Genomic DNA, 23,667 nt, shown 5'->3' on the forward strand with positions numbered 1-23,667 from the left:
TTTGTGAACGATAAAACCATCGTTAAACCTCGCCCAGGGAAAGGGTCGGGTATGGCTGGCAATAAAACAAAAGTCGATGATGATAGTCAGAGAACCTTGATTCAAGATCACCGAGCTGATAATCGAGACAACCGATCTCAACTAAGCTTATCGCAAAACCCAATCGTTGATTTTGCGGGGACTCTTTTATCTATTTGTAGCCAATTACGAAATAGTAGCCAGCATGATGATGTCAATACTTTACGGGTGCATTGTGTCGAACTCATCAAGAATTATGAGCAACAATTACGTAATGCAAATTTAGCGTCAGATGACATTAAGTCTGCTCGATATTGCTTGTGTTGTTTTATTGATGAAGTGGTCCTCAATACGCCTTGGGGAGAGCAAAGCTATTGGGCATCTGACAGTTTGCTTTCTACTTTCCACAATGAAACTTTGGGTGGTGAATATTTTTATACCTTGCTTGAAGCATCACTTCGTCATCCTTCTGAAAAGTGTAATTTACTTGAGTTGATGTATTTATGCTTAACACTTGGATTTGTTGGCAAAATGAGAGTTGAGCCTCAAGGCGATCAAAAACTAGAAGCGTTACGTGAAAAAACGTATTTAGCCATTCAATCTTGTAAAGGCGATTTTCATCGAGAATTATCACCAGAATGGCGACAGAATATTGTGCCTAATTTAACCTTCCAGCAGCCATTTCCTTTATGGGTTATCGGGGCATTATTTGGTGTGGTTACTTTATTTATCTATATGAGTTTTAGTTACAGCATTAACCACTATTCATCAGACGCTTATAAAGAATTGACCTCGATTGTGCCTTGGGAAAAAACCATTGATGCGCAACAACAAATCAGTCGTGACGAAGCGTTATTACTGCAACAACTTTTACAAACCGAAATTGGGAAAAATCTACTCGAAGTAGAACAATTAAGCGATCGCGTGAGGATCCGCATTGGGGCGACTGAACTGTTTGCTTCTGGTAACACTCAACCTCGTTCAGATTTTGAAGTGATTTTAGCCAAAATAGCTCTGACGCTAGAGAGCACAAATGGCAAAATTTTGATCACCGGCCATACCGATGATGAGCCCATCTTTACGTCTAAATATCCATCAAACTGGCATCTTTCATTAGCAAGATCAACGTCGATTGCGAACGTTCTTGCTAATAACGCATCGCTAAGTGGCCGATTGTGGCCCGAAGGTCGTGGTGAGTCTGAGCCCCGTGTGGTGAATGACAGTGAACAGAACCGCGCGTTAAATCGTCGAATTGAAATCGACTTATTGTTTTAGTGTGACACAAAGGAATCGCATCAATGTCTTTAAAATCAATTGGCAAAGGAATTGTCGACACACTTAAGTCTAAATGGGCAATTACCATAATAGGTTGTTTATGCTTAGCTTTACTTATTTGGTTTGGTGGCCCTTTAGTGGCTATAGCGGGGTATGAACCATTAGCATCAGCAGCCACACGGATTATCTTACTACTGGTTATTGTTATTATTTTTGGTGCTATTCACTTTTCTCGACAACTCAAGAATAAAAAACAAAGCGAGAAAATGGTTGATAGCTTAATTAACGGTGAAGAGGGTAACTCCGTGACCGGTGATGACTTAGCCAAAAGTGAAATCACTGTTTTACAAAATAAAATGACCCAAGCGTTAGATATTCTAAAAAATACCAAGTTAACTAAAAATAAAAGTATTTACGAATTACCTTGGTACATCATGATTGGTCCGCCTGGAAGCGGAAAAACAACCGCTATTCAGCATTCTGGTCTTGAATACCCATTAAAAGAAAAAATGGGCGTAGATATGATAGAAGGCGTTGGCGGCACAAGACATTGTGATTGGTGGTTTACCAATAAAGCGGTATTAATTGATACGGCGGGCCGTTATACCACCCAAGATAGTCATGTAAAACAAGACTCTCGGGCATGGCAAGGTTTTCTGGGCTTATTGAAAAAATACCGCCCAGTTCGTCCTATTAATGGGGTGATAATCAGCATGGGAATGTCTGATTTGTTAAACCAAACTAAGACTGAGAGAAACTTACACGCCCGGGCGATTAAACAGCGTTTACAAGAGCTGCAAAATCAACTAGGTATGACTTTTCCTGTGTATGTTTTATTTTCTAAATCAGATTTAGTTGCCGGGTTTAATGAATTTTTTGATGATTTAACCAAAGAAGATTGTGAACAAATTTGGGGTATTACCTTCCCACTCAATGCCGATACAGAAGACACTGATATTGTCAGTTCATTTAATAAAGAATTTCATGATTTATTATTAAATTTAAATGCAAGATTAAATAGCCGTTTAAAAAACGAACGCGACCTAGAGCGTCGTGCGGCCATCTATGAGTTTCCAAAGCAGCTTCGATTATTACAGAGCTCAGCCGATGATTTTCTGAAAGAAATTTTCGCGCCTAATGCATACGAAGAAGCACCGCTATTGCGTGGTGTTTACTTAACCAGTGCAACTCAAGAAGGTACGCCAATTGATCATCTTTCTAGTCACTTATCCAGTGGTATTAAGAGTAAAGCTAAAACCTTCGCCGCCAATAAACAACGCAGCTACTTTATTAAACGCCTGTTAGAAGATGTTATTTTTCCGGAGAAAAATTTAGCATCAACCAATCGTAAACATACAAACCATAATAAACTTTTACGAAAAGTATCAGTAGGCATTGCTGCAGGTGTCACCTTGCTTGCTAGTTATGTTTGGTGGCAAAGTTATGATTGGAATAGACAATTGATTGATGATACTTATCAAGGTGTCACTGCATATAAAACCGTTACCAGTGGTGGGTTAAATGCTAAGTCAGATGTCATTACACTAACCAAAGGCTTAACATTAATTCGTGATCTCCCTGTTGGTTTTGGTACTGACAAGCCGGAGGATGCATATACCTTTGGTTTGTATCAAGGAGATAAGCTTAAACAACCGGCGACAGCGGCTTATCACCGTGCCTTAGAAACACATTTAATGCCTTACCTACAAGGTGTGCTTAGTGAAGAAATGGACGCCAACAGTGAGCACCTTAACTACCTATATGAAACATTAAAAACCTACTTAATGTTGTATTTTCCTGAGCATTTTGACAAAAGTGATGTGCAAGTCTGGTTCTCGGCTTATATCGATCGAAACCTTGTTGGTGATGTCAATAGTGAGGTTAGGAAGGAGCTAAATAAGCACATAGATACATTACTGTCTTTAGGGATTAGAGGTCATCAATATGACAGTATGACAGTTGATAGTGCGCGGATTAATTTGACCATGCTACCTCTGGTTGAGCGCGCCTATCAGCGTTTGAAAAGTGATTTTTCAAACAGCAGTATCCCAGATTTTACACTGGTCGATATTCTGAGTTTAGACAGTTTAGATGGTTTGGTGTTCACCAGTGGTCGCCAATTTAATCAAGGCATTCCTGGTCTTTATACTTTTAATGGTTTTCATGGGATTTTTAGCATAGAAAAGAACAAGATAATCAAAAACCTAACCGCAGATAGTTGGGTCTATGGTGATGAGTTAATTGATTTAGATGAGCAAGCCAAAGCGCAGATTACCCAAGCGTTAGAAAGCAGATACATTCGTGACTATATTTTCTATTGGGAAGATTTCTTAAGTGACCTTGCTATTAAACCATATTCAACACGTGAGGAAGCAGAGAGTGTTACTGCTGCACTTGCTAGTCCAGACCAACCGATAAAAACTATTATTACAGCAGTGCAGAAAAATGTGAATTTAACTAAGCTTCCTGCCGATTCAAATAATTTAAAGGCCGCTGCGGAAGTGGCCAGTAATATTTCAGATGTTGCATTTCGGTCTAAAAAAGCACGATTAAATCGGCTCTTACCTGATACTGCAATAGAGTTAGATATTGATTTGCCCGGCAAGGATGTGGAATTTGCTTTTGCAGAATTGCTCAAAATAAATCCTGCCGATATTGATAAAATTCAAACGACATTACGCGCTCTTAATCGAAACTACAGTAAATTATCAATGCAGTCAGAAGGGCAAGGTAACGTTGTTAATCAAGCCATAGAAGAAAGCTTTGCTCAACTAGGATCCAGTTTATCAGAGCAATTGATGGATCTACCTTATCCAGTAAAAAATTGGCTAAGTGAAGTGGCTTATCGTACTCGCTCGTTTGCAAAATCCAATCAAAGTCAACGTTTCAATGGTATTTGGCGTTCGCAAGTCTTGGCCGAATTCAATCGTGCGATCGCAGGGCGTTACCCTTTTGACCGTAAATCGTCAGAAGATGTCAGACTAAAAGACTTCAGCAAGTTTTTTGGTTATGGCGGCACCTTAGATAAATTTTGGGATCAATACCTTGCTTCACATGTCGATACCAGCAAAAAACCTTGGCGTTTTAAGCGTAATATCGGCATTCGTAATGACATTTTAGAAATGTATCAACGTGCTGAAATCATTAAAGAAGCATTTTTCGAACCAGGATCTAAGCAGCCTATCGTTAATTTTTCATTAGAACCGGAATTATTAGATAGAAGTGTGAGTATGTTTTTATTCGAAATAGACAGTCAGCAGCTTAAATATCGACACGGACCTACTCGCAAAGAGTTATTTACGTGGCCTGGTCCTGGAGCTAATAACGAAACACGAATTGCATTTTCACCTCCCAATGGTGGTCGCTCTATCAATAAGAAATATGAAGGTGAATGGTCGTTCTTCAAATTATTAGATGAATTAAGTAAAAAGCGTCCAAAAACGAAAAAAGATGGCAAGTTACTCATCAATCTCAAAGGTTACAATGCTGTACTGAAATTGACCGCAAACAGTGTTAACAATCCATTTTGGATGGCAAATATGGAGAAGTTTAGATGTCCTGCGAATCTTTAACATCAGTAGGTTACTGTGGCAAAGTCCCCTCAAAAGGTGATTTTATTCAGCAGAACTTAAATATTGATTTTCTTAAAAATTGGAATGATTGGTTACAAGCCGTTATTGCAGTGAGTAAAGAACAAACCGAACACAATTGGTTGGATTATTATCTGACGAGTCCCATTTGGCATTTTTCGTTATCTGCCGGAGTGTGTTGCGACCAAGCCGTGGTCGGGACCGTCATTCCAAGTGTTGATCATGTTGGTCGCCATTATCCATTCACTTTAGCCGGATTACATAATCAATCGGCTTTAAGAGGTTGGAAAGATAATCAGTGGGTTGAGGTTTTTGAACAACACATATTACAAGTACTTGAAGATGATACTGTTCTTGGTAATTGGTTAGATGCCATTACAAAAGAGCCTTTAACGGTAGCCGCCAATAACGACAAGCTACTCGAGAGTGAATCATTAGATCGCAACAAGAAAGCGTGGGTCTTTCAGGGGGACAATTCACCTGATGTGCTTTTATTACTAGACCAGCAATACAGAAAACGCTTTGATCGTTACAGCATATGGTGGACAGAGGGATCTGACGATGTTGAACCATGCACGATTATTACCGAAGGCTTACCACAGATCAGTCAATTTATTTCTATGTTAAATGGTCAATGGCAACAACGTGGTTGGAATACTGCAGAGCTCATTAAGGAACAAACATCATGCACTTAAGTCATGCATTAACTCATCGAGGCACCGTAAGAGCAATCAACGAGGATGCATATCTGGAATTACCACATTTAGGTATTTGGGTGGTTGCAGATGGTATGGGTGGACATGCAGCAGGAGATGTCGCAAGTCAATTAGTGATTGATGGCATCCAGCAGGCCGTTGAACATTTACAACCAGAAACGATTACATTAGATGTTTTAAAACAGTCGCTTATTGCGAGTAATCGTTTTTTGCAACAAATGAGTGAGCATGAGTTTGATGGGAAGGTGGCAGGCAGTACTGTCGTTGTTTTGTGGTTATACCAAGATAACTATCACTTGCTATGGGTAGGCGACAGCCGAATTTATTTGTTACGGGATCAACAAATGAAGCAAGTCACTAAAGACCACAGTCAAGTTAACGACATGATTGATGAAGGGTTACTTCTACCTGAAGAGGCTGAATCTCATCCATTAGCGAACGTGATCACTCGGGCTGTCGGTGTCGACTCACAATTAGACATAGACTATCGCACCGATAATATGAAAGAGGGTGATGTCTTTTTACTTTGTAGCGATGGTTTAAATAAAGAATTAAATGATGTTGAAATTGAACGAACAATAAAGTCTGGCAATATCATTGATTCCGGTATGGCACTACTCCATGCCTCTTTAGTCAGAAATGCACGAGATAATGTCACCTGCATTCTCGTTAAAAATACACCTAAAAAAATAAATGTCATTGATGATAGTGATAAAACAATTCCAATATTTAGTTGATGTTTAAATAAATCAATCTCATATGAGTATTTTTGTTTAATGAATGTCATTTCCGATAGTAATTACTTATAAATGTTGTGTTTAGATGTGCAATAACATTATTTTAAATGTAATTATATCGAGTGTAATGATATCGAGTGTAATTATATAGGATGTATTTATTTTTTTATGATTATCCATTGTAATTAGTTATTGGCATTATATTGTCTTTTACTTCTATTAAAGGCCGGTAAGTATTGTTTTTGACGTTCTATACTTTTATTATTGTAAATTAATCGTTTTTATTCAGGGATTGAATTAGATTGAGTAAGCTAAAGAATTTAACAATTGATGAATTAATTCTTCCCATTACCATTGATGCGGAGTCAGGAGTTGATCCTCGTGAAGATATAAGTCCGACATCAACTTATTATCTACTTAAAGATGTTCGAAATATTGCACGTTCTAGAGAACGTAAAGCACTGACTGACGAAGAAGATGTATTGTCAGTTGCAGTTGAATGGCGACCAATTTTCGAACAAGTCCCAGACATCTTAAAACAACAATCAAAAGATATTGAATATGTTGCTTGGTTTATAGAGGCCGCCTGTAGGTTATATGGCTTTAAAGGACTTTGTTTTGGTTTCACTCTAGCCACAGAGCTAGTTGATCGCTATTGGGACACTATCTATCCCACCCCTGAGCCAACTGATTTAGCTGAGCGCATTGCGCCGCTCATTGGTTTAAACGGTATCGAAAGCGAAGGGTCTTTAATTCATCCAATCAGAACGATTCCAATCACTGATGGTGGTGTCATTTATTCTACTTGGCAATATGAGCAAGCTTTAGACACCAGTCGTTTAGATAAAGAAAAACAAGAAAAACGTTTTGATTCAGGTTCTGTGTCACTTGAAGATGTCGAACATAGCATTAGAGAAACCTCTGACAGTTTTTTTATTGAATTAGACCGTGATGTTCAAGAGGCCATTGCCGCTTTTAGCAAGCTATCTGCTGCCATGGATGCAGCGATGAGCGGTGAGCCACAGCCTACAAGTTACATTCGCAAAGCATTAGAAGCATGTGCGCTACAAATCAGTGCTATTACGGCGCCAATTATTGCAAAAAACAAAACAAAACTTGAACAAGAACAACATCAAGAAGAAGAGCAACATAGCGATACTAACGACCGCAGCACAACGTCCTCAAGTATTGATGGACAGCTTAATTCGAGAGCAGAAGCCATTAATCACCTTGAAACGATAGCGGACTTTTTTAGACGTACCGAACCACATTCGCCTATGTCTTATGCCATTGAACAAGTTATACGTTGGAGTGATCTCAGTTTGCCTGAGTTGTTACAAGAATTAATCCAAGATGGTGAAGCAAGGAATGGTTTCTTCAAGTTATCTGGAATAAAAACGGAAGATTGATCTGTAGTTGATTACTCAACATATTATTGAAAGGAGTTCATATGAGTGTACATGATAAATTAAAGCGAGTAAGAAAACCTCGTGTCCATATTACCTATGATGTTGAAACAGAAGGTACAGTTGTAAAAAAAGAACTGCCTTTTGTTATCGGTGTTACGGGTGATTTTACTGGACACAACGCCGCAGATTTAAAGCCATTGAAAGACCGCCGTTTTGTGCAAATCGATCGCGACAACTTCAATGATGTATTAAAGCGTATGAGTCCCCAATTAAACATTTCAGTACCTAACACGCTCGCCGGTGATGATACTGAAATGAAGGTAGCATTACAATTTAGCAGCATCGAAGACTTCGAGCCTGCTGCTATTGTTAATCAGGTTGAACCATTAAAAAAATTAATGGAAACCCGCAACAAACTCCGTGATTTGATGACCAAAGTTGATCGTTCTGAGAATCTCGAAAATATCTTAGAAGAAGTGTTAAATAACACTACCAGCCTAGATAAATTAGCCGGTGAACTTAACCTCAAAGGAGCGGAATAATGAGCATGGAAGCTGCGTCATTAGATGCTGTATCTGAAGAACAAGCACAAAGTGTTTCTATTTTAGAGCAAGCAATTTTTGCAACCAAGCAAACCGATTCTTCGCGTGCAGAAGAGCTTATTCGCTCATTAACGGAAGAAGCCCTGAAAGGTACTGTGCAATGGGATAAAAACCTCACAGTTACTTTTAACAAGGCGATTACTCGTTTAGACGATATTATCTCTAAGCAATTAGCTGCCATCATGCACAATGAAGATCTGCAAAAGCTGGAAGGCAGTTGGCGTGGATTGCATCATACAGTGAAAAACTCTGAAACAAATGAAATGCTTAAAATTCGTGTCATGAGTTTGTCTAAAAAAGAACTTCACAAAGATTTGAGTAAAGCGGTTGAGTTTGATCAGAGTCAAATGTTCAAAAAAATCTATGAAGCAGAATTTGGTACCCCGGGTGGAGAGCCTTATGGTTGTTTAGTCGGCGATTATGAGTTTAGTAATCATCCTGAAGATGTTGAAACATTATCATTGATATCTAATGTTGCAGCCGCCGGCTTCTGCCCATTTGTTTCTGCTGCTGGTTCTTCTTTATTTGGTTTTGATGAGTGGACTGAACTCAGTAAACCACGGGATCTTGAAAAAGTATTTGAATCTTTAGAATACACTAAGTGGCGCTCTTTCCGTGACAGTGATGACTCTCGTTTTGTCACCTTAACCATGCCACGAGTGCTTGCCCGTCTTCCATATGGTGAAGCAACTCAACCTGTTGAAGAGTTTTGCTATGAAGAATTCGAATTAGATTTAGAAAGTGGCCGTGCTAAAGTAGCTGATCATGATGACTATTGCTGGATGAATGCAGCGTATGTTATGGCAACTAATATGGGTCAGGCATTTAGCAAATATGGTTTCTGTACCGCAATCCGTGGCGCCGAAGGTGGTGGTAAGGTTGAAGGATTACCAGCCCATGTATTTACCAGTGATGATGGTGATCCGGATTTAAAATGCCCAACAGAAATTGGCATTACCGATCGCCGCGAAGCTGAATTAAGTAAGTTGGGTTTCTTACCTCTGTGTCATTACAAGCATACTGATTATGCAGTGTTCTTTGGCGCTCAATCTTGCCAAAAACCTAAAATAATGTCTAACCATGATGCTACCGCGAATGCAGCCATTTCTGCACGTTTACCTTACCTGATGGCAACATCACGTTTTGCGCATTATCTTAAAGTGATGGCTCGAGACAAAATTGGTAGCTTTATGGAAGCTGAAGATGTCGAGTCTTGGTTAAATCGCTGGATTTTATCATTTGTTAATGCTTCAGAAGGTGGTGGGCAAGAGATTCGCGCCAAGTACCCATTAGCAGACGCAAAAGTTGAAGTTAAAGAAATCCCTGGCCAACCTGGTTCATACAATGCAGTTGCATGGTTACGTCCTTGGTTACAAATGGAAGAACTTACAGCCTCTTTACGTTTAGTCGCAAAGATCCCTAAAGTAGGATAATCACGCGCTAATGCAGTGACCCTCATTTGTTTTCAAGGATAGAAACAAACGATGCCGCATGAAACCATTTCATTTGTAACAAGTGAAATTTTCAAAGAAGATACTGGTGTTAACAAACCAGTATCTTCCAAGACACAGGCACTAAAAAATAAACACCTAGTCGAACGGTTCTTGCGAGAGTCGGACTCGACTAGGTCGTTATTGCTTTGGCTTGAAAACTCAAGTCATTCGCTTAACCAATTCGATAAAACATCTGTTTTACCTTTCTTGCTTAAAGCTATTGAACGCATTGATAGACAATTAGAACAACAGCTTAATGCAATTCTTCATCATGATGCTTTTCAAGCGTTAGAAGCCAGCTGGCGCGGAGTACTTTATCTTGTTCAACAGCAAGATTTACATGATAAAGACCAGAAAGTGAAAGTAAAAATGCTCGATTGTTGTTGGACAACCCTGTCTAAAGACATTAATCGGGCCATTGAGTTTGACCAAAGCGATTTTTTTAAACTGATTTATAACAATGAATACGACATGTCCGGTGGCGAGCCCTTCGGCACATTAATTGGTGATTATCAAATCACTCATAAAAGCCGTCCTGGCGTTTCTACTAATGATATTGATATTTTAAAAGAAATATCCCGCACTGCAGCGGCCGCTTTTGCGCCCTTTATTACCTCTGCTAGTGCTTCTTTGTTTGGTGCTGATGATTTTGCCGATTTATCTGCTCATATGAATATCGCTAAAATTTTTGAACAACATGAGTACATTAAGTGGAATTCGTTACGTAAAATGGACGATTCTCGCTTCATTGGCTTAACTATGCCCAACATCCTAATGCGTTCCCCTTATCTTATTGATGGTACCCGTAGCGAAGGATTTAAGTTTAAAGAATCGATTAAAAACCCTAAAAAAGATCATTTATGGGGCAATGCTGCTTATGCCTTCGGTGGGGTATTAATTCGTGCATTTAGCGAGTCAGGCTGGTTTGGTCATATCCGTGGCCTAGAGCCTGGAGCACGTAAGAAAGGATTAGTTTGCGATCTTGCAGTGAGCCAATATGAGCCCGATTTGTATCGCAAGCGCATGAAGCCATCGGTGGACTTATTAATCAGTGATCGGGCGGAAAAGTCTATTTCTGACCAAGGTTTTATTCCTTTATCTCCGGTTTTAGGCTGTGAACATTTAGTTTTTTACAGTAATGCTTCTGTTCAGAAACCACCTAAATATGAACTGTTAGAAGACAATATCAATGCAAAATTATCATCGATGTTGCAGTACATTTTATGTGTTTCACGTTTTGCTCATTACATCAAAGTATTAGGCCGTGAAAAAATAGGTTCACTTCATTCTGCAGAGGCTTGCCAGCGAGAGCTACAACTGTGGCTGCATAAATACACTACCGCTTCAGACGTGTCCTCAGATGATGTAAGAAGTAAATACCCACTGCGAAGTGCCCAAGTACAGGTAAAAGAAATTCGCGGCAAGCCTGGGCATTTCTATTCGATTATTCAGTTACAACCTCATTTTCAATTAGATCAGATGGTGTCCAGTATTAAATTGGTCACTGAACTGACATCAAGAAACTAACATAAAGGTATCAAATGCAAAAAATTCAACAAATGCTGCAGAGCGGCCAACTACAAGATGCAATACAGTTAGTTGAGACACAATTAAAAGACGACCCGATGAATATTGACTTAAAAGGTCAACATGTTGAGTTGTTATGTATTAATGGTGAACTTGAGCGTGCAGACAAACAATTAAACTTTTTAGTGCAAAAGCATCCTGACTTTTTAATTGGCGCAGCAAATTTACGTCAGTTGATCCGTGCTGAACAAGCCCGACAAGATTTTATGGCGGGCAAAACAGTACCGCAACTTTTTGCTGAGTCTGATGCGCACGTTGAAGCATTAATGAAATTACGCTTAGCAATGGTTGATGCTCAAGATGATGTGACTCAGTGTGCAAGCAGCCTTGAAACTCTGCGTCCCGAAGTAAACTTAGTGTTAAACGATATCACTCATCAAGAAATTCGTGATCTGGATGACACTTTAGGCGGTTTCATAGAGATTTTTGGTACTGACGGTAATTTCTATTTAGCGCAGTTATCTGAAATTGATTATATCAACTTTAAACCGGCTACTTCATTACTGGAAATGGTTTGGCGTCGGGTTGATTTAGCCATCAAAAATGGACCGAGCGGCGAAGCACATATTCCAATGATTTATGGTGGCAGTGAAACGGATGCGCAAAAACTGGGACGAGAAACCGATTGGCATGAAATCGCGACTAATGTTGTTTCAGGCAAGGGCTTAAAAATGTGGTTTGTCGATGATAATGCTATCGCATTAAATCAAATTACTAAAGTTACCACTCCAGTGTTGCAGTAGGCCCCGTGTTGAGCAATAACCAACAACCGATAATGGCGTCAATTCTAGATAGATTGATAGATGATGCGCCAAACGAGCAAGACGTCAAAGACAGCCATCGTGGCCTTAACTTACGTCAGTTAAGGTCTAATGTTCGTCGCGATTTAGAAAATCTACTCAATGCTAAATTGCAATGGCAAACGTGGCCTGATCATTTAACTGAGCTTGATAATTCTTTGATGAATTATGGTTTGCGTGACTTTTCTTCTATGCCAGTCGCGAGCTTAGATGGGCGTCAGCTTTTATGTAAACAAGTTGCCGATACCATTAAACGATTCGAACCGAGATTTTTAGAAGTAATGGTTGAAACAGTCGATAATGAACAACCATTAGACCGGGTTTTAAGATTAAAAATTAATGCATTGTTGTATGCAGAACCTGAGCCTGAATATATTACGTTTGACTCTGAAGTTGAGCCTGTCCACTTGGCGATGATAGTTAATGAGGGAATTCTGTGAATCAGGAATTATTGGAATATTACAATCGTGAGCTGGCTTTCATTCGTCATATGGGAGCGGAATTTGCTGAGCAATATCCTAAAGTTGCCGGGCGTTTACGCTTAAGTGATGAACATGTTGAAGATCCTCATGTTTCACGATTAATTGAAGCATTCTCTTTGCTAACAGCACAAATTAGGCAAAAACTTGATGATAGTTTTCCTGAATTAACTGAGGCGTTATTAGGCCAGTTATATCCCGATTACCAAGCGCCAATACCGTCGATGTCCGTTATCAAAGTAACCACTGAAAACTTGTCGACTACTGGCGTGTTATTACCCAGAGCAACTCAGGTAGATACCCAGGTTGAGGGGATGAAAACCTGCCATTTTCAAACATCATATGACATGAAATTATGGCCAATTGAGGTGCAGAAAGCCCAGTTTCAAAATGCACCGTTTAATGCCCCTGAACCACAATGGCCAGAACGTGCTAAGGCTATTATTAAGCTTGATATCGCCTGTGAATTTGACGAAATTAGCATGCCAAGCCTTGGTGTTGATAAATTACGCTTTTTCTTGAATGGCCAAGATCATCAAACGTTTCAACTTTATCAATTGTTATTTGAACACAGTCTAGGTTTTGCTTTAGTGAATGAGCAGCAAACTGTGTGTAAGTTTTTAACAAAAAGACATTTAAAAGCGGTTGGCTTTGAAGATGAACAACAAGTGATACCTTACAGTCAACGTACCAGTTCCGGTTATCGATTATTACTGGAAAATTTTATTTTCCCTGAAAAATTTTTGTTTTTTGACATCGATGATTTAGACGGCAGCTGGCAAGGGATCGACAATAAGTTTTCACTTTATATTTATCTAAAGGAAGGCTCTCAAGATTTAGATAAGCAAGTTAGTGCCAATCATTTTCTGTTAGGTTGTACGCCGGTGATTAATTTGTTTGAACAAAAATTAGAACCGGTAAGCATTGATGCTTCTCAGTATGAATATAAATTAGCTGCCCGTTATTCTGACTCTGAAGTGACTGAAATTATTAGCATTAAAGATGTTATTGCTTATGACCCTAAGGACAACAAGGTAGACGTTACCCCATTTTATGGCGAATCACATCCGCAATATTTAGGTCACAATAATTTATTTTGGCATGTTAGGCGTGAGTCTGCTAGTTGGTCTGGTGGTTATGCTGAATTAGGCACTGAATCGTTTTTATCGTTAGTCGATCATAATTTTAAAGGATTCAAGTCCGAAGAAGACTACGGCGCTTGGATATTAAGTATCACCGCTCAATGCAGCAACCGTAATTTACCGGCGCATCTTCCGTTTGGGACTAATGAACCCAAAATGTTCGTACCAGAGCGAGCCGACATTATTAAGCACGTTAAATGTTTGCTTGCGCCTACGCTACCTGTGCGTGCATCGCTGAGTGATGCTTCGCGATGGCAGTTAGTGACCCATTTATCTATTGATAGTTTTAGTGGCAAAGATGCACTGTCTAACTTAAAAGAAACCCTTAAATTATACGATTTTAAGTGTTCGCCAGAAAATAAAAATTTAATAGAGAATATTCATTCTGTTGAAGTGAGCCCAGACACAGCAAGGGTTAACCAACATGGCCGGATTAGCTTTTGCAGCGGCAGTCATATTGAAATTACCTTTATTAAAGATCATTACTCTGGCAGTGGCGTGTTTTTCTTTTGCACTATTTTAGATCACTTTTTTGCACAATTTGCTGCAATCAATAGTTTTACCCGTTTGAGTATGCGCTTTAAAGATCATAATTCGGTTGCTTATACTTGGCCAGCACGAACTGGACTAAGGCCGCTGCTATGACCCTACAAGTAATGAACAATCAGTTGCAGGCGATAATCGATACGCCATCAGAACATGACTTTTATCAAGCCGTTTATCAGTTTCAACAACAATTATCTCAAGGGCGAGAGCAAGGTTATAAGGTGGGTTATGACGCCATTCCCAGCAAGGAGTTGTTGCGTTTTAAGTCTGATCAACATCTTGGTTTTCCAGGACAAGCAATCAGCAAAGTAGCGTCTACATCGACACATCAAACTGATAAAGTTGCCGCCGATATGCATATATCATTTATGGGCTTAACCGGACCCAGTGGTGTATTGCCTTCACATTATACCGAGTTGCTACTAGAGCGCTTGCGGCTTAAAGATAATGGCATGCGTGACTTTTACGATTTATTTAACCACCGGCTTATCTCCCTATTCTATCGTTCATGGGAAAAGTATCGTTTTTCGGCAAATTATCAATCCCCTGAAACAGGCGTTACTGACAGTTTTACCCATGTATTGAGTTTGCTTAGTGGTAACAAATCATTAAACCGTTATTACGCAGGTTTTTGTCACACTAAAACGCCCAGTGCTGAGTCATTACGAAGAATGTTAAATGATTTTACTGGCTGTAATGTAAATATTTTATCTTTTCAAGGACGTTGGCAGTCCTTAGCGAAAACAGAGCAAACCCGAATGGCGAGTCGAAGTATGCCAGAAGGGCAGTACGCCCGCTTAGGTGTTGATGCCAGCATAGGTAGCCGTGTATGGGATATTAATTCTAGTGTCAGTATTCATATAAAGCCGAAGGAAGGCGCATCGGTTAATGCTTTTATGCCTGGGACTGTCAGTTATCAATCACTTAAAAAACTAGTCTCAAACTATTTAGGTCAGTCAGTGAAATACAAGATATTTCTAGAAATAAAACAACAAGATGCACCTACCGCTCAATTATCAAAGTCTGCAATCGGACTAGGGTTAGGTTGCGGCCTAATGAGCCGTGCAGAGAGTGGACAACAAATAAAAAGCTTAATGATTTAATTAATAAAGGACTATGAATATGTCAGCGATGACTTTAAGTAAATTGGTAGGAAAACTTAACCCAGTATGTCGACAATCTTTAGAAACCGCTGCCAGCGTATGCCATAGCCGCAGCCAATTCAGCGTTGAGATTGAGCATTGGTTATTAGCGTTGCTAGAGAATGGTTCGGGTGATTTAGACATCATCATGGCCAGTTTTTCAGTACAAAAAGATCAGTTGATTAGTGATATCCGTCAGGGGTTAGAAAAGTTTAAAACAGGCAACAGTGCAGCGCCAAGCTTATCACCACATATAGTGAGTTTGCTTCGTCAAACTTGGTTAAATACCAGTATTGAATTCAATGATAGTGAGATAAGAACGGTCTATCTGATTTTTACCTTACTGACTGACGATTCATTAAACTCTTTGGTTTCGCGCTCTGCAAAACAGCTCCTTAAAATAGATCCTGCACAGCTAAAACATGCATGGCCTCAGCTTGCTCGTCAATCCACAGAGCATAAAGTATCTAGTAGCGATATCGAAGAAACTCAGGCAATGCAATCAGCGCCGAGCAAAACGCCAAATCTAGACCAATTTACCCAAAATTTAACAGAACAAGCCGAACTTGGGAAAATAGATCCTATTCTTGGACGTGATAATGAAATTAGGCAGATGATCGATATTTTAACCCGTCGTCGACAAAATAATCCTATTTTAACGGGGGAAGCTGGTGTCGGTAAAACCGCGGTTGTAGAAGGTTTAGCGCTTAAAATTGCTCAGAAAGAAGTACCGACAGCATTACAAAATGTTCGTATTCATGTACTCGATTTAGCCTTGCTGCAGGCAGGCGCGGGGGTGAAAGGGGAATTTGAGAATCGGTTAAAAGCTTTAATTAAAGAGGTTAAACAGTCTGTTAAACCTATTATTTTATTTATTGATGAAGCTCACACCATGATTGGCAGTGGCGGACAAGCAGGGCAAAATGACGCGGCTAATTTATTAAAACCCGCATTAGCACGTGGTGAGTTACGTACCATCGCGGCAACAACATGGGCAGACTATAAAAAGTTCTTTGAAAAAGATGCCGCATTAACGCGTCGTTTTCAAGTGGTGAAAATTGAAGAGCCTTCTTCTGAACAAGCTATTGCAATGATGCGGGGTTTATTGCCCGTTATGGAAGGGCATCATAAAATCCTTGTTTCTGACCAAGCTTTATGTGCCGCAGTTAACTTATCTCATCGATATATTACTGGCCGACAGCTGCCTGACAAAGCGGTAAGTTTATTAGATACAGCATGTGCTCGTGTCGCTATGAGTCAAGCTTCTACCCCTGGGATGGTTGAATCATTACAACGACAAATTCAGCAACTAGACACCCAAATTAGCATTCTTACACGTGAGCAAAAAACGGGTTCAGATCATAAAAAGTCGATTACAGAATTAACCAAAAAACATAAATTGCTTTCAAAAGAACTTACACCATTGACGACACAATGGCAGGACGAATTAGTCACCGTTCAAAAAATTGCTGAATTAGTTGGCCAAATTCAGGTATCAGAAACAGATACAGCACCTTTGTTAGCGGAGTTAACGGCGTTTAAGGCAATATTGTCAGCCAATAAACAGCCAATGGTGCATTGGCAAGTTGATGAACAATTGATTGCCGAAGTGATTTCTGATTGGACTGGCATTCCCGCTGGTAAAATGCAGGATGATGAAATAAAGACAATTTTGAACTTAAAAGACACCATGGCCAAGCGCGTTATCGGCCAAGATCATGCTTTAGATTTAATCGCCAAAACAGTGCAAACGTCTCGCGCACAGTTGGGAGATGAAAAACGTCCCATTGGTGTATTTTTACTGACAGGCCCTAGTGGTGTGGGTAAAACAGAAACGGCATTAACATTGGCAGAGCAAGTTTATGGCAGTGAAGACAATGTGACTGTCATCAACATGTCTGAATTTAAAGAAGAACATAAAGTGTCATTACTTTTAGGTTCACCTCCCGGTTATGTTGGCTATGGTGAAGGTGGAGTACTGACTGAAGCCGTTCGCCGTAAACCTTATAGTGTTATCTTACTAGATGAAATGGAAAAGGCACATCCAGGTGTTCAAGATATTTTTTATCAAGTTTTTGATAAAGGCACAATTAAAGATGGTGAGGGGCGCGATATAGATTTCAAAAATACTATTATCATTATGACCTCAAATGCTGGTACAGAAACCACGATGGGCTTGTTTGAAGATGAACAGATTGCGCCATCAATTATTGGTTTACGTAAAGCACTTCAAGATGATTTATTGAGTTATTTCAAACCGGCATTTTTAGGCCGCTTAAATGTAATTCCTTATATTCCGCTGACCCAACCTATGCTTAACGAAATCACTAAATTGCAATTACAGCGTGTTGCTAATCGTTTAGCTGAGCATTATCAAGCTAAGTTCACGTACAGTGATGATGTGGTGAGCCAAATTGTGTCTATGTGTCAGGATGCTGGTTCAGGGGCTCGCAATGTGCATAATATTTTACAAAATACTCTGTTGCCTGACCTTTCTGTCAAAATTTTACACAATATGGCCAATAACAAGAAAACAACCAATGTAAAAGTAAACGTAGTAAACGATGAATTTATTTATAAAATCTAAATAGAGAGTGATATTGATTAATAACTAATAACTAATAACTAATAATTAATAAGTATTAGATTGGTTATTTATAACATCACATTTGAGGGGTATATGATAAAGGATATACCCTTTGTAATGTTGTATAGCTATTATTAATGTATAAACTGCCGGTCTTTTTTTTATATTTTTTATTTATATAAACGATTAGTTGATTATCAATAAACCTTTGGTATAATCGGTTAGCTTAATTATGAGGACTCACTATATTTAAATGGATAATGCAGTTAAGTATTATTTGTTGGTAAGTGCATTTTTAATAAATTGAAATATTAAGTTTGATTATGGAACTTATAAAACTGTCCATTAATGGATGACATCTACGCAAAAGGAGCATTAATAATGCAAGCGAATACATATTTAGATTATGAAGGGATTAAAGGCGAAACCACTGCTGAAGAATTCAAAGACCTGATTACTGTGTTATCAGTCGATTGGAATATTAGCCGTGAGATTAGTTCTTTCACAGGTACTGCAAAAGACCGTGAAGCAAGCTCAACTCGTTTAGGTGACGTGACCATTACTAAATTACAAGATAATTCTTCTACTGACTTGTTCAAAGAAGCGACTATCGGTAAAGGTAAAAAAGCGGTTTTCCACATCACTAAGCAAGGTGACAAAATCGAAGAAATCATGCAAATCGAATTAACCGATGCAATGATCTCTAGCTACAGTGTTTCAGTTCATGGTGACCGTCCTGTAGAGACAATCACTATCAGCTACACTGAAATGATGATGGCTGTTACGCCAACTGATGATAAAAACAACATTACTGCAGCGCTACGTTATGGCTACAGCGGTGTTAAAGGTCAACAAATGTAAGCTGTTTGTGATCTTATATCTTGGGGAACTTGTTCCCCAAGATCTTTACTCTTAAAGACTGAGGCAAGGAATGCTTAAGGCCACTCAAAAAAATAATATCATCAGTATCACAACGCCATTAGGTAAGGATACTCTGTACCTAACGCATTTTACTGCCACAGAAGCCATCTCTCAGCTTTTTTCAATCAGCGTCTCCATGTTCACTGTTGGCACCCAGATCAGTCTTGACAGTTTAGTGGGTAAAAATGTTTGCATTACTTTACGCAATGCCGAAAGTAATGGTGCAGTTCGATACTTTCATGGGGTGGTAAGTCATCTTGAGTCTGCTGGAATGCGCACTGCAGCGTCAGACGATGCACAGAATTATATAGATTATCAAGCTGTTATTGTGCCTCAGATGGCATTAATGAAAAAACGCAGTAACTGCCGAATTTTTCAAAATAAGTCCGTCATTGATATTGTTAAAGACTTATTTGGTCAACATAAAGTTGAGTTTCAAAATAAAACCACCAACACATACCCTAAGTATGAATACTGTGTGCAGTATTTAGAATCAGATGTCGATTTTGTTTGTCGTTTATTGCAGCAAGAGGGGATTTTCTTCTTCTTCGAGCATAGTGTTAGTGCTCATACCCTAGTACTTGCTGATGATATTAACGCCTACAAACCTTGTGCTGAAGAGAAGGTTCGTTGTTTCTCAGGTCATTTAGCCGAGTCGCATGTGTCTCATTGGCAAGGTGGCATGAGCATGGTGAGCGGCGGTTTTATTCAAAAAGGTTACGACTACGAACAACCTAAACTGTATCCTTCAGGTAATCATACTAACGCAAACCTTCCTGAGCAAAGTGCACTTGAGGTGTACGATTATTTAGGCGAGTCCGAGTTCAACAAGCGCGCTCAACCGTTTGCCAATAATCAACTTGAAGCCCTGCAAAAAGACATGAATAAGTGCAGTGGCCAAGGCGATTGCCGAAGTTTTATGGTGGGTAAGTTCTTTACCTTCAAAGATCATGAAAACGCGAGTTATAAAGGTAAAAGCTTTGTTCTTAGCTCGCTGAGAACGTCGGCTACTCAGCCTAATCAGTCAGGCACAAGCCAATCAATGTCAGGCAGTGTTTATCAAAATGATTTTGAATGTGTTCCTAAAAGTACCCCTTACCGCCCACAGCTTCATTTACGTAAACCATTAATTAATGGCGTACAAACAGCTGTAGTGACTGGCGAACCAGGTGATGAACAACATATTGATAAATTTGGCCGTGTAAAAGTACAATTCCATTGGGATCGTGAAGGCGAATTCAATAGTAAAAGTTCATGTTGGATCCGTGTCGCTCAAAGCTGGGCTGGCAATAAGTGGGGGGCATTCTTCTTCCCTCGTGTAGGTCAAGAGGTGTTAGTTGAGTTTATCAATGGTGACCCTGATCAACCGATTATCAGCGGTGCTGTTTATAATGCAGACTTAATGCCTCCTTATGCCTTACCGGCTAAAAAGACTCAGTCTGGCATTAAAACTCATAGCACTAAAGACGGTGGTGCCGACAATTTTAATGAGTTACGTTTTGATGATGAAAAAGGCAAAGAGTTATTATTTCTCCAAGCAGAAAAAGATCATCTATTGAATGTAAAACATGATCAAAAAGACACTATAGGAAACGACCGTTTCACTGACATCGTTAATAACGATAACGTTAAAATTGGTAACGACCGATTAGAAGACATAGCCAATAACGACAGCTTAAAAGTCGGTAAAGTGCTTAATATTGAAGCGGGTAATGAAATAGTCATTAAAACCGGCAGCGCATCTATCAAGATGAGCAGTGACGGTTCGATTTCTATCGAAGGTACCAACATTACCATTAAAGGGACAAACGTTAAGGTTAATGGTACCAGTATTGCCTTAAAAGCTGCTCAAATTAAGTTGAACTAGCCATGTCATTATCTCGTTATCCTGGAGTCGGTTTAGCAGGGCCATTTTGTCGAGGCCATGAAATTGTCTGTCAATTTGGCTATCGACATTTAATCTGCAAACCGGTCGATAAGCCACATGACCCACTCCTTAACACACCCAATATGACATTTTGGGTTAGTGCTACATTTGGAGAGCAGTTTTTGGTTAATAGGCATAGTTGGAAGAATTCTCCTGAACTGTTAAACCAAATTTACTGTTATCTACATAATGATACCTACGCAGCAGTTCAACAAGCTGAAGCAACAATGATATGCACTCTTGCGATGGCGTTTGAACAGCGTTCTTTACTGGTTATCCCTTTAGACAGCGAGTAAGCCTCAGGTATAAATGCGCTACAACAAATAAAGGAATATTTGATGGGAATGCCAGCAGCCACCATTTCGTGTATGCATCTTTGTCCTAAAATGAATCCCGGTCCCGTTCCACATGTTGGTGGTCCCATTGTGATGGGTTCAGGTAATGTGCTTATTGGTTCGTTACCTGCAGCGCGCAAAGGTGACAAGTTAATTTGTGTCGGCCCGCCCGATACCATTAACGCTGGGTCGAGTTCGGTACTGATTAACGGCAAGCCAGCCGCCAGAATGGGTGATGGTACCGCACATGGTGGAAAAATTATTGTGGGTAATCCAACAGTAATGATCGGCTAGTATAAACAAGGATTGTGGTAAATGAATTTGATTGATAGTTTTAATCTTCTGTTGGCTCAACGACATGTCATGTTGTTGTCGTTTCAGTGTATGCCAAAAAATATTGAAGATAATACTCAATCGCTTATGGTCATTTTAAAAATGATCCAGCAAAAAAAAGATGCTGAATGGCCATTACTTAATGCCAACACCTGTGATGAAATTGTTGATGCATTTGAAACGGATATGTTTTATTGCCCAACAGACAAAATGGTGATCTTATCTTTACTATTGCAACTGCACTATAAGGCTCAGCCAGTTGAGCAATCAGGCATAGTTCAAGCTCTGTTTGCCAGTACTATTATTGATGTTGGCCACTATAGCCCTGCATTTGCATTAATGGCCAGCCAACTTCATCTCGATAAAGTTAATTTCACTGCCAGCAACAAAACGCCCGAACAAATCCAGCAATACATCTTATTCTGCATCTATCAAGGTAAACGTTTAAAGCGTGCCGACGGAATTGACTCGCTTAACATATCTCGGTCATCACTGACATCCTTGTATATTGAAATGTTGATGGTCAACATTAACGAACCGTTAAAACTCTATGGGGTATTTTGTCAATTAGACTATTGCCATAGTGCGCTTTTCGAAGTGTTTATTACTTCGTTAGACGAAGAAATATTGAGCCAAATATTTAATTTAATGAGTGAAAATCCAGATTTAACATTAAGAGTCATTGAGTTAATGGGTTATTCAGGTTTTAGTAAATTCGTACCTTTTTTAGCTCGAGCAATGCAGCAACCCAGTCAAACATTAATGGCTTTTCGAGCACTTCGAACTATTTTAGGGCCAGAGCTGGATCAAGCGGTGCCTTATCAATGGCAGTTTGAAGAAGATGAAGTCGAACGTTGTGAATACCTACAGTTTTACAGTGCCAAATTATTACATCGGTGGATGTTATTGGCGCTTAAAATGCCAGATGTCAGATTGATTGATGGCGTTGAAGTTAATGGTACCAGTATTGATAAGATCATTAGTCATTCAAGCCCCGTGCACCAGCGTATTGCCTTTTTACATAAGCTTCGGCTGAATAATGTGGTTAGTTGCAGCCCACCACGTGTGAAAGTGGCCTTATGATTATGCATGCAGAGGCCATTAATATGGTCGTAGGGTCATACGAAAACCCACAGCAGTTAATTAACTTACCTTTATCCGAAGGGGTCGATTTCAGCTATCAATTATCCGATGGTCAACATGTTGCAGCTGTAATGGCGCACGAGCTTGCTACAGACACTCAATTAAACCGTTTAATTGGTATGTTGCATAAATTACCTATTCAAAATGAAACTCAATGGCAACCTTACTCTCACCAAGCGATTTTTTGGATTTTACCTCACCTAGAAAAACAACAACTTGTTGATTGGGTCACCCGTTTACATGCACTTTTTCCGCATTGTTTTGTGCATCCCAATAGCCGGTTTTTTCCTATGGGCAGTGCTGGTGTTTTTTCTGCTTTGAGCGCATTAAAGGCAATGCCTGTTGACAATCAAAGTGCAATATTTATTACCGTAGACAGCTTGTTCTTCGACCTTGTGGATTTTAACCGTGACCAAGAGCTGATTACTCAACAACAAGACACAGGACGTTGTCCTGCCGAAGCGGTCATCATGGCCAGCATCAATGTTGCAAACGAAGGCATGGAAATAGTGGATTTATTTCAAGATTCATGTAGTGCTGTTCAACAAACCCAAACAATAAAAGCTTTGTTTAATCGTGCCTGCCAGATTGAAGACTTGGGTGTATTTGCTCAATTGTATTTACCCGGAAACCATGCCGCTGTAACAGATATCTGGCTTAATGCTTATGAGCAATTAGCCGGCAGAATCGATCAAGATACACAAATTTCCCAATCTAGTTATTTTACAGGCGATATCGGTTGTGTGGCGGGGTTATATAATTTGCTGCACATCTATAACCGTTACCAACAACAAAATGCTATTGGAACAAGCTTACAACTGGAAGTATCTCAACAACTTCACCTTGGTTTGGCAATGTACTCATGGATAGAGAAGGCATAAACGA

19 protein-coding genes are annotated in these 23,667 nt (G+C 39.5%); all 19 read left to right on the plus strand.

Annotation, left to right across the window (positions count from 1 at the left end):
- The first annotated feature begins 3 nt into the window (after positions 1 to 3).
- The 19 genes from tssL (at position 4) to AAEY93_RS00550 (ending at position 23,663) form a co-directional block, all read left to right on the plus strand.
- Positions 4 to 1,293 carry a type VI secretion system protein TssL, long form gene (tssL, locus tag AAEY93_RS00460; protein WP_351074367.1) on the plus strand — a complete coding sequence of 430 codons (1,290 nt, stop codon included), beginning with the start codon at positions 4 to 6 and terminating at the stop codon, positions 1,291 to 1,293.
- Positions 1,294 to 1,316: 23 nt separating this feature from the next.
- Positions 1,317 to 4,865: a type VI secretion system membrane subunit TssM gene (gene tssM / locus AAEY93_RS00465; RefSeq protein ID WP_351074369.1), complete on the plus strand. Its 3,549-nt coding sequence runs from the start codon at positions 1,317 to 1,319 to the stop codon at positions 4,863 to 4,865.
- Positions 4,847 to 5,578 carry a type VI secretion system-associated protein TagF gene (tagF, locus tag AAEY93_RS00470; RefSeq protein ID WP_351074371.1) on the plus strand — a complete coding sequence of 244 codons (732 nt, stop codon included), beginning with the start codon at positions 4,847 to 4,849 and terminating at the stop codon, positions 5,576 to 5,578. The genes tssM and tagF overlap by 19 nt, the downstream gene beginning before the upstream one ends.
- Complete coding sequence (locus AAEY93_RS00475; RefSeq protein ID WP_351074373.1) at positions 5,569 to 6,336, plus strand: PP2C family protein-serine/threonine phosphatase; 768 nt, start codon at positions 5,569 to 5,571, stop codon at positions 6,334 to 6,336. Before tagF ends, AAEY93_RS00475 begins: the two co-directional genes overlap by 10 nt.
- A 302-nt stretch (positions 6,337 to 6,638) precedes the next feature.
- A complete protein-coding gene (gene tssA, locus AAEY93_RS00480; protein WP_351074375.1) occupies positions 6,639 to 7,745 on the plus strand; it encodes a type VI secretion system protein TssA in 1,107 nt (368 codons plus the stop codon).
- A 41-nt stretch (positions 7,746 to 7,786) separates the two neighbouring features.
- Complete coding sequence (gene tssB / locus AAEY93_RS00485) at positions 7,787 to 8,287, plus strand: type VI secretion system contractile sheath small subunit (protein ID WP_351074377.1); 501 nt, start codon at positions 7,787 to 7,789, stop codon at positions 8,285 to 8,287.
- Positions 8,287 to 9,780 carry a type VI secretion system contractile sheath large subunit gene (tssC, locus tag AAEY93_RS00490; RefSeq protein WP_351074379.1) on the plus strand — a complete coding sequence of 498 codons (1,494 nt, stop codon included), beginning with the start codon at positions 8,287 to 8,289 and terminating at the stop codon, positions 9,778 to 9,780. Before tssB ends, tssC (AAEY93_RS00490) begins: the two co-directional genes overlap by 1 nt.
- Positions 9,781 to 9,831: 51 nt before the next feature.
- Positions 9,832 to 11,367 (plus strand): type VI secretion system contractile sheath large subunit, encoded by a 1,536-nt coding sequence (gene tssC / locus AAEY93_RS00495; protein ID WP_351074381.1) that lies wholly within the window; start codon positions 9,832 to 9,834, stop codon positions 11,365 to 11,367.
- A gap of 14 nt (positions 11,368 to 11,381) precedes the next feature.
- The gene (locus AAEY93_RS00500) at positions 11,382 to 12,170 is read left to right on the plus strand and encodes a type VI secretion system accessory protein TagJ (RefSeq protein ID WP_351074383.1); all 789 of its coding nucleotides are present in this window, start codon (positions 11,382 to 11,384) and stop codon (positions 12,168 to 12,170) included.
- A 5-nt stretch (positions 12,171 to 12,175) separates the two neighbouring features.
- Positions 12,176 to 12,667: a type VI secretion system baseplate subunit TssE gene (gene tssE, locus AAEY93_RS00505; RefSeq protein WP_351074385.1), complete on the plus strand. Its 492-nt coding sequence runs from the start codon at positions 12,176 to 12,178 to the stop codon at positions 12,665 to 12,667.
- Positions 12,664 to 14,493 carry a type VI secretion system baseplate subunit TssF gene (tssF, locus tag AAEY93_RS00510; RefSeq protein WP_351074387.1) on the plus strand — a complete coding sequence of 610 codons (1,830 nt, stop codon included), beginning with the start codon at positions 12,664 to 12,666 and terminating at the stop codon, positions 14,491 to 14,493. Before tssE ends, tssF begins: the two co-directional genes overlap by 4 nt.
- Entirely contained in the window at positions 14,490 to 15,497 is a 1,008-nt protein-coding gene (gene tssG / locus AAEY93_RS00515) for a type VI secretion system baseplate subunit TssG (RefSeq protein ID WP_351074389.1), read from the plus strand. The genes tssF and tssG overlap by 4 nt, the downstream gene beginning before the upstream one ends.
- Before the next feature lie 19 nt (positions 15,498 to 15,516).
- Positions 15,517 to 18,123 (plus strand): type VI secretion system ATPase TssH, encoded by a 2,607-nt coding sequence (gene tssH / locus AAEY93_RS00520; RefSeq protein WP_351074391.1) that lies wholly within the window; start codon positions 15,517 to 15,519, stop codon positions 18,121 to 18,123.
- Positions 18,124 to 18,504: 381 nt separating this feature from the next.
- Positions 18,505 to 18,984 (plus strand): Hcp family type VI secretion system effector, encoded by a 480-nt coding sequence (locus AAEY93_RS00525; RefSeq protein ID WP_351074393.1) that lies wholly within the window; start codon positions 18,505 to 18,507, stop codon positions 18,982 to 18,984.
- A gap of 70 nt (positions 18,985 to 19,054) precedes the next feature.
- Positions 19,055 to 20,911 carry a type VI secretion system Vgr family protein gene (locus tag AAEY93_RS00530; protein ID WP_351074395.1) on the plus strand — a complete coding sequence of 619 codons (1,857 nt, stop codon included), beginning with the start codon at positions 19,055 to 19,057 and terminating at the stop codon, positions 20,909 to 20,911.
- A 2-nt stretch (positions 20,912 to 20,913) separates the two neighbouring features.
- Positions 20,914 to 21,267 carry a hypothetical protein gene (locus tag AAEY93_RS00535; RefSeq protein WP_351074397.1) on the plus strand — a complete coding sequence of 118 codons (354 nt, stop codon included), beginning with the start codon at positions 20,914 to 20,916 and terminating at the stop codon, positions 21,265 to 21,267.
- 42 nt (positions 21,268 to 21,309) lie between these two features.
- Positions 21,310 to 21,600, plus strand: coding sequence for a PAAR domain-containing protein (locus AAEY93_RS00540; RefSeq protein WP_011637812.1), 291 nt, complete (start codon positions 21,310 to 21,312; stop codon positions 21,598 to 21,600).
- A 21-nt stretch (positions 21,601 to 21,621) separates the two neighbouring features.
- Positions 21,622 to 22,722, plus strand: coding sequence for a hypothetical protein (locus AAEY93_RS00545; protein WP_351074399.1), 1,101 nt, complete (start codon positions 21,622 to 21,624; stop codon positions 22,720 to 22,722).
- Positions 22,719 to 23,663: a hypothetical protein gene (locus AAEY93_RS00550; protein ID WP_351074401.1), complete on the plus strand. Its 945-nt coding sequence runs from the start codon at positions 22,719 to 22,721 to the stop codon at positions 23,661 to 23,663. The genes AAEY93_RS00545 and AAEY93_RS00550 overlap by 4 nt, the downstream gene beginning before the upstream one ends.
- The last annotated feature ends 4 nt before the right edge of the window (positions 23,664 to 23,667 follow it).

It is taken from the genome of Shewanella sp. CAL98-MNA-CIBAN-0140, assembly GCF_040309905.1.
GTDB lineage: Bacteria > Pseudomonadota > Gammaproteobacteria > Enterobacterales > Shewanellaceae > Shewanella > Shewanella psychromarinicola.

What these genes read in the sequence shown, in the direction of transcription:
- tssM (WP_351074369.1), top strand. Translation starts at nt 1,317, where the DNA reads ATGTCTTTAAAATCAATTGGCAAAGGAATTGTCGACACACTTAAGTCT.
- tagF (WP_351074371.1), top strand. Translation starts at nt 4,847, where the DNA reads ATGTCCTGCGAATCTTTAACATCAGTAGGTTACTGTGGCAAAGTCCCC.
- AAEY93_RS00475 (WP_351074373.1), top strand. Translation starts at nt 5,569, where the DNA reads ATGCACTTAAGTCATGCATTAACTCATCGAGGCACCGTAAGAGCAATC.
- tssB (WP_351074377.1), top strand. Translation starts at nt 7,787, where the DNA reads ATGAGTGTACATGATAAATTAAAGCGAGTAAGAAAACCTCGTGTCCAT.
- tssC (WP_351074379.1), top strand. Translation starts at nt 8,287, where the DNA reads ATGAGCATGGAAGCTGCGTCATTAGATGCTGTATCTGAAGAACAAGCA.
- tssC (WP_351074381.1), top strand. Translation starts at nt 9,832, where the DNA reads ATGCCGCATGAAACCATTTCATTTGTAACAAGTGAAATTTTCAAAGAA.
- AAEY93_RS00500 (WP_351074383.1), top strand. Translation starts at nt 11,382, where the DNA reads ATGCAAAAAATTCAACAAATGCTGCAGAGCGGCCAACTACAAGATGCA.
- tssG (WP_351074389.1), top strand. Translation starts at nt 14,490, where the DNA reads ATGACCCTACAAGTAATGAACAATCAGTTGCAGGCGATAATCGATACG.
- tssH (WP_351074391.1), top strand. Translation starts at nt 15,517, where the DNA reads ATGTCAGCGATGACTTTAAGTAAATTGGTAGGAAAACTTAACCCAGTA.
- AAEY93_RS00525 (WP_351074393.1), top strand. Translation starts at nt 18,505, where the DNA reads ATGCAAGCGAATACATATTTAGATTATGAAGGGATTAAAGGCGAAACC.
- AAEY93_RS00530 (WP_351074395.1), top strand. Translation starts at nt 19,055, where the DNA reads ATGCTTAAGGCCACTCAAAAAAATAATATCATCAGTATCACAACGCCA.
- AAEY93_RS00535 (WP_351074397.1), top strand. Translation starts at nt 20,914, where the DNA reads ATGTCATTATCTCGTTATCCTGGAGTCGGTTTAGCAGGGCCATTTTGT.
- AAEY93_RS00540 (WP_011637812.1), top strand. Translation starts at nt 21,310, where the DNA reads ATGGGAATGCCAGCAGCCACCATTTCGTGTATGCATCTTTGTCCTAAA.
- AAEY93_RS00545 (WP_351074399.1), top strand. Translation starts at nt 21,622, where the DNA reads ATGAATTTGATTGATAGTTTTAATCTTCTGTTGGCTCAACGACATGTC.
- AAEY93_RS00550 (WP_351074401.1), top strand. Translation starts at nt 22,719, where the DNA reads ATGATTATGCATGCAGAGGCCATTAATATGGTCGTAGGGTCATACGAA.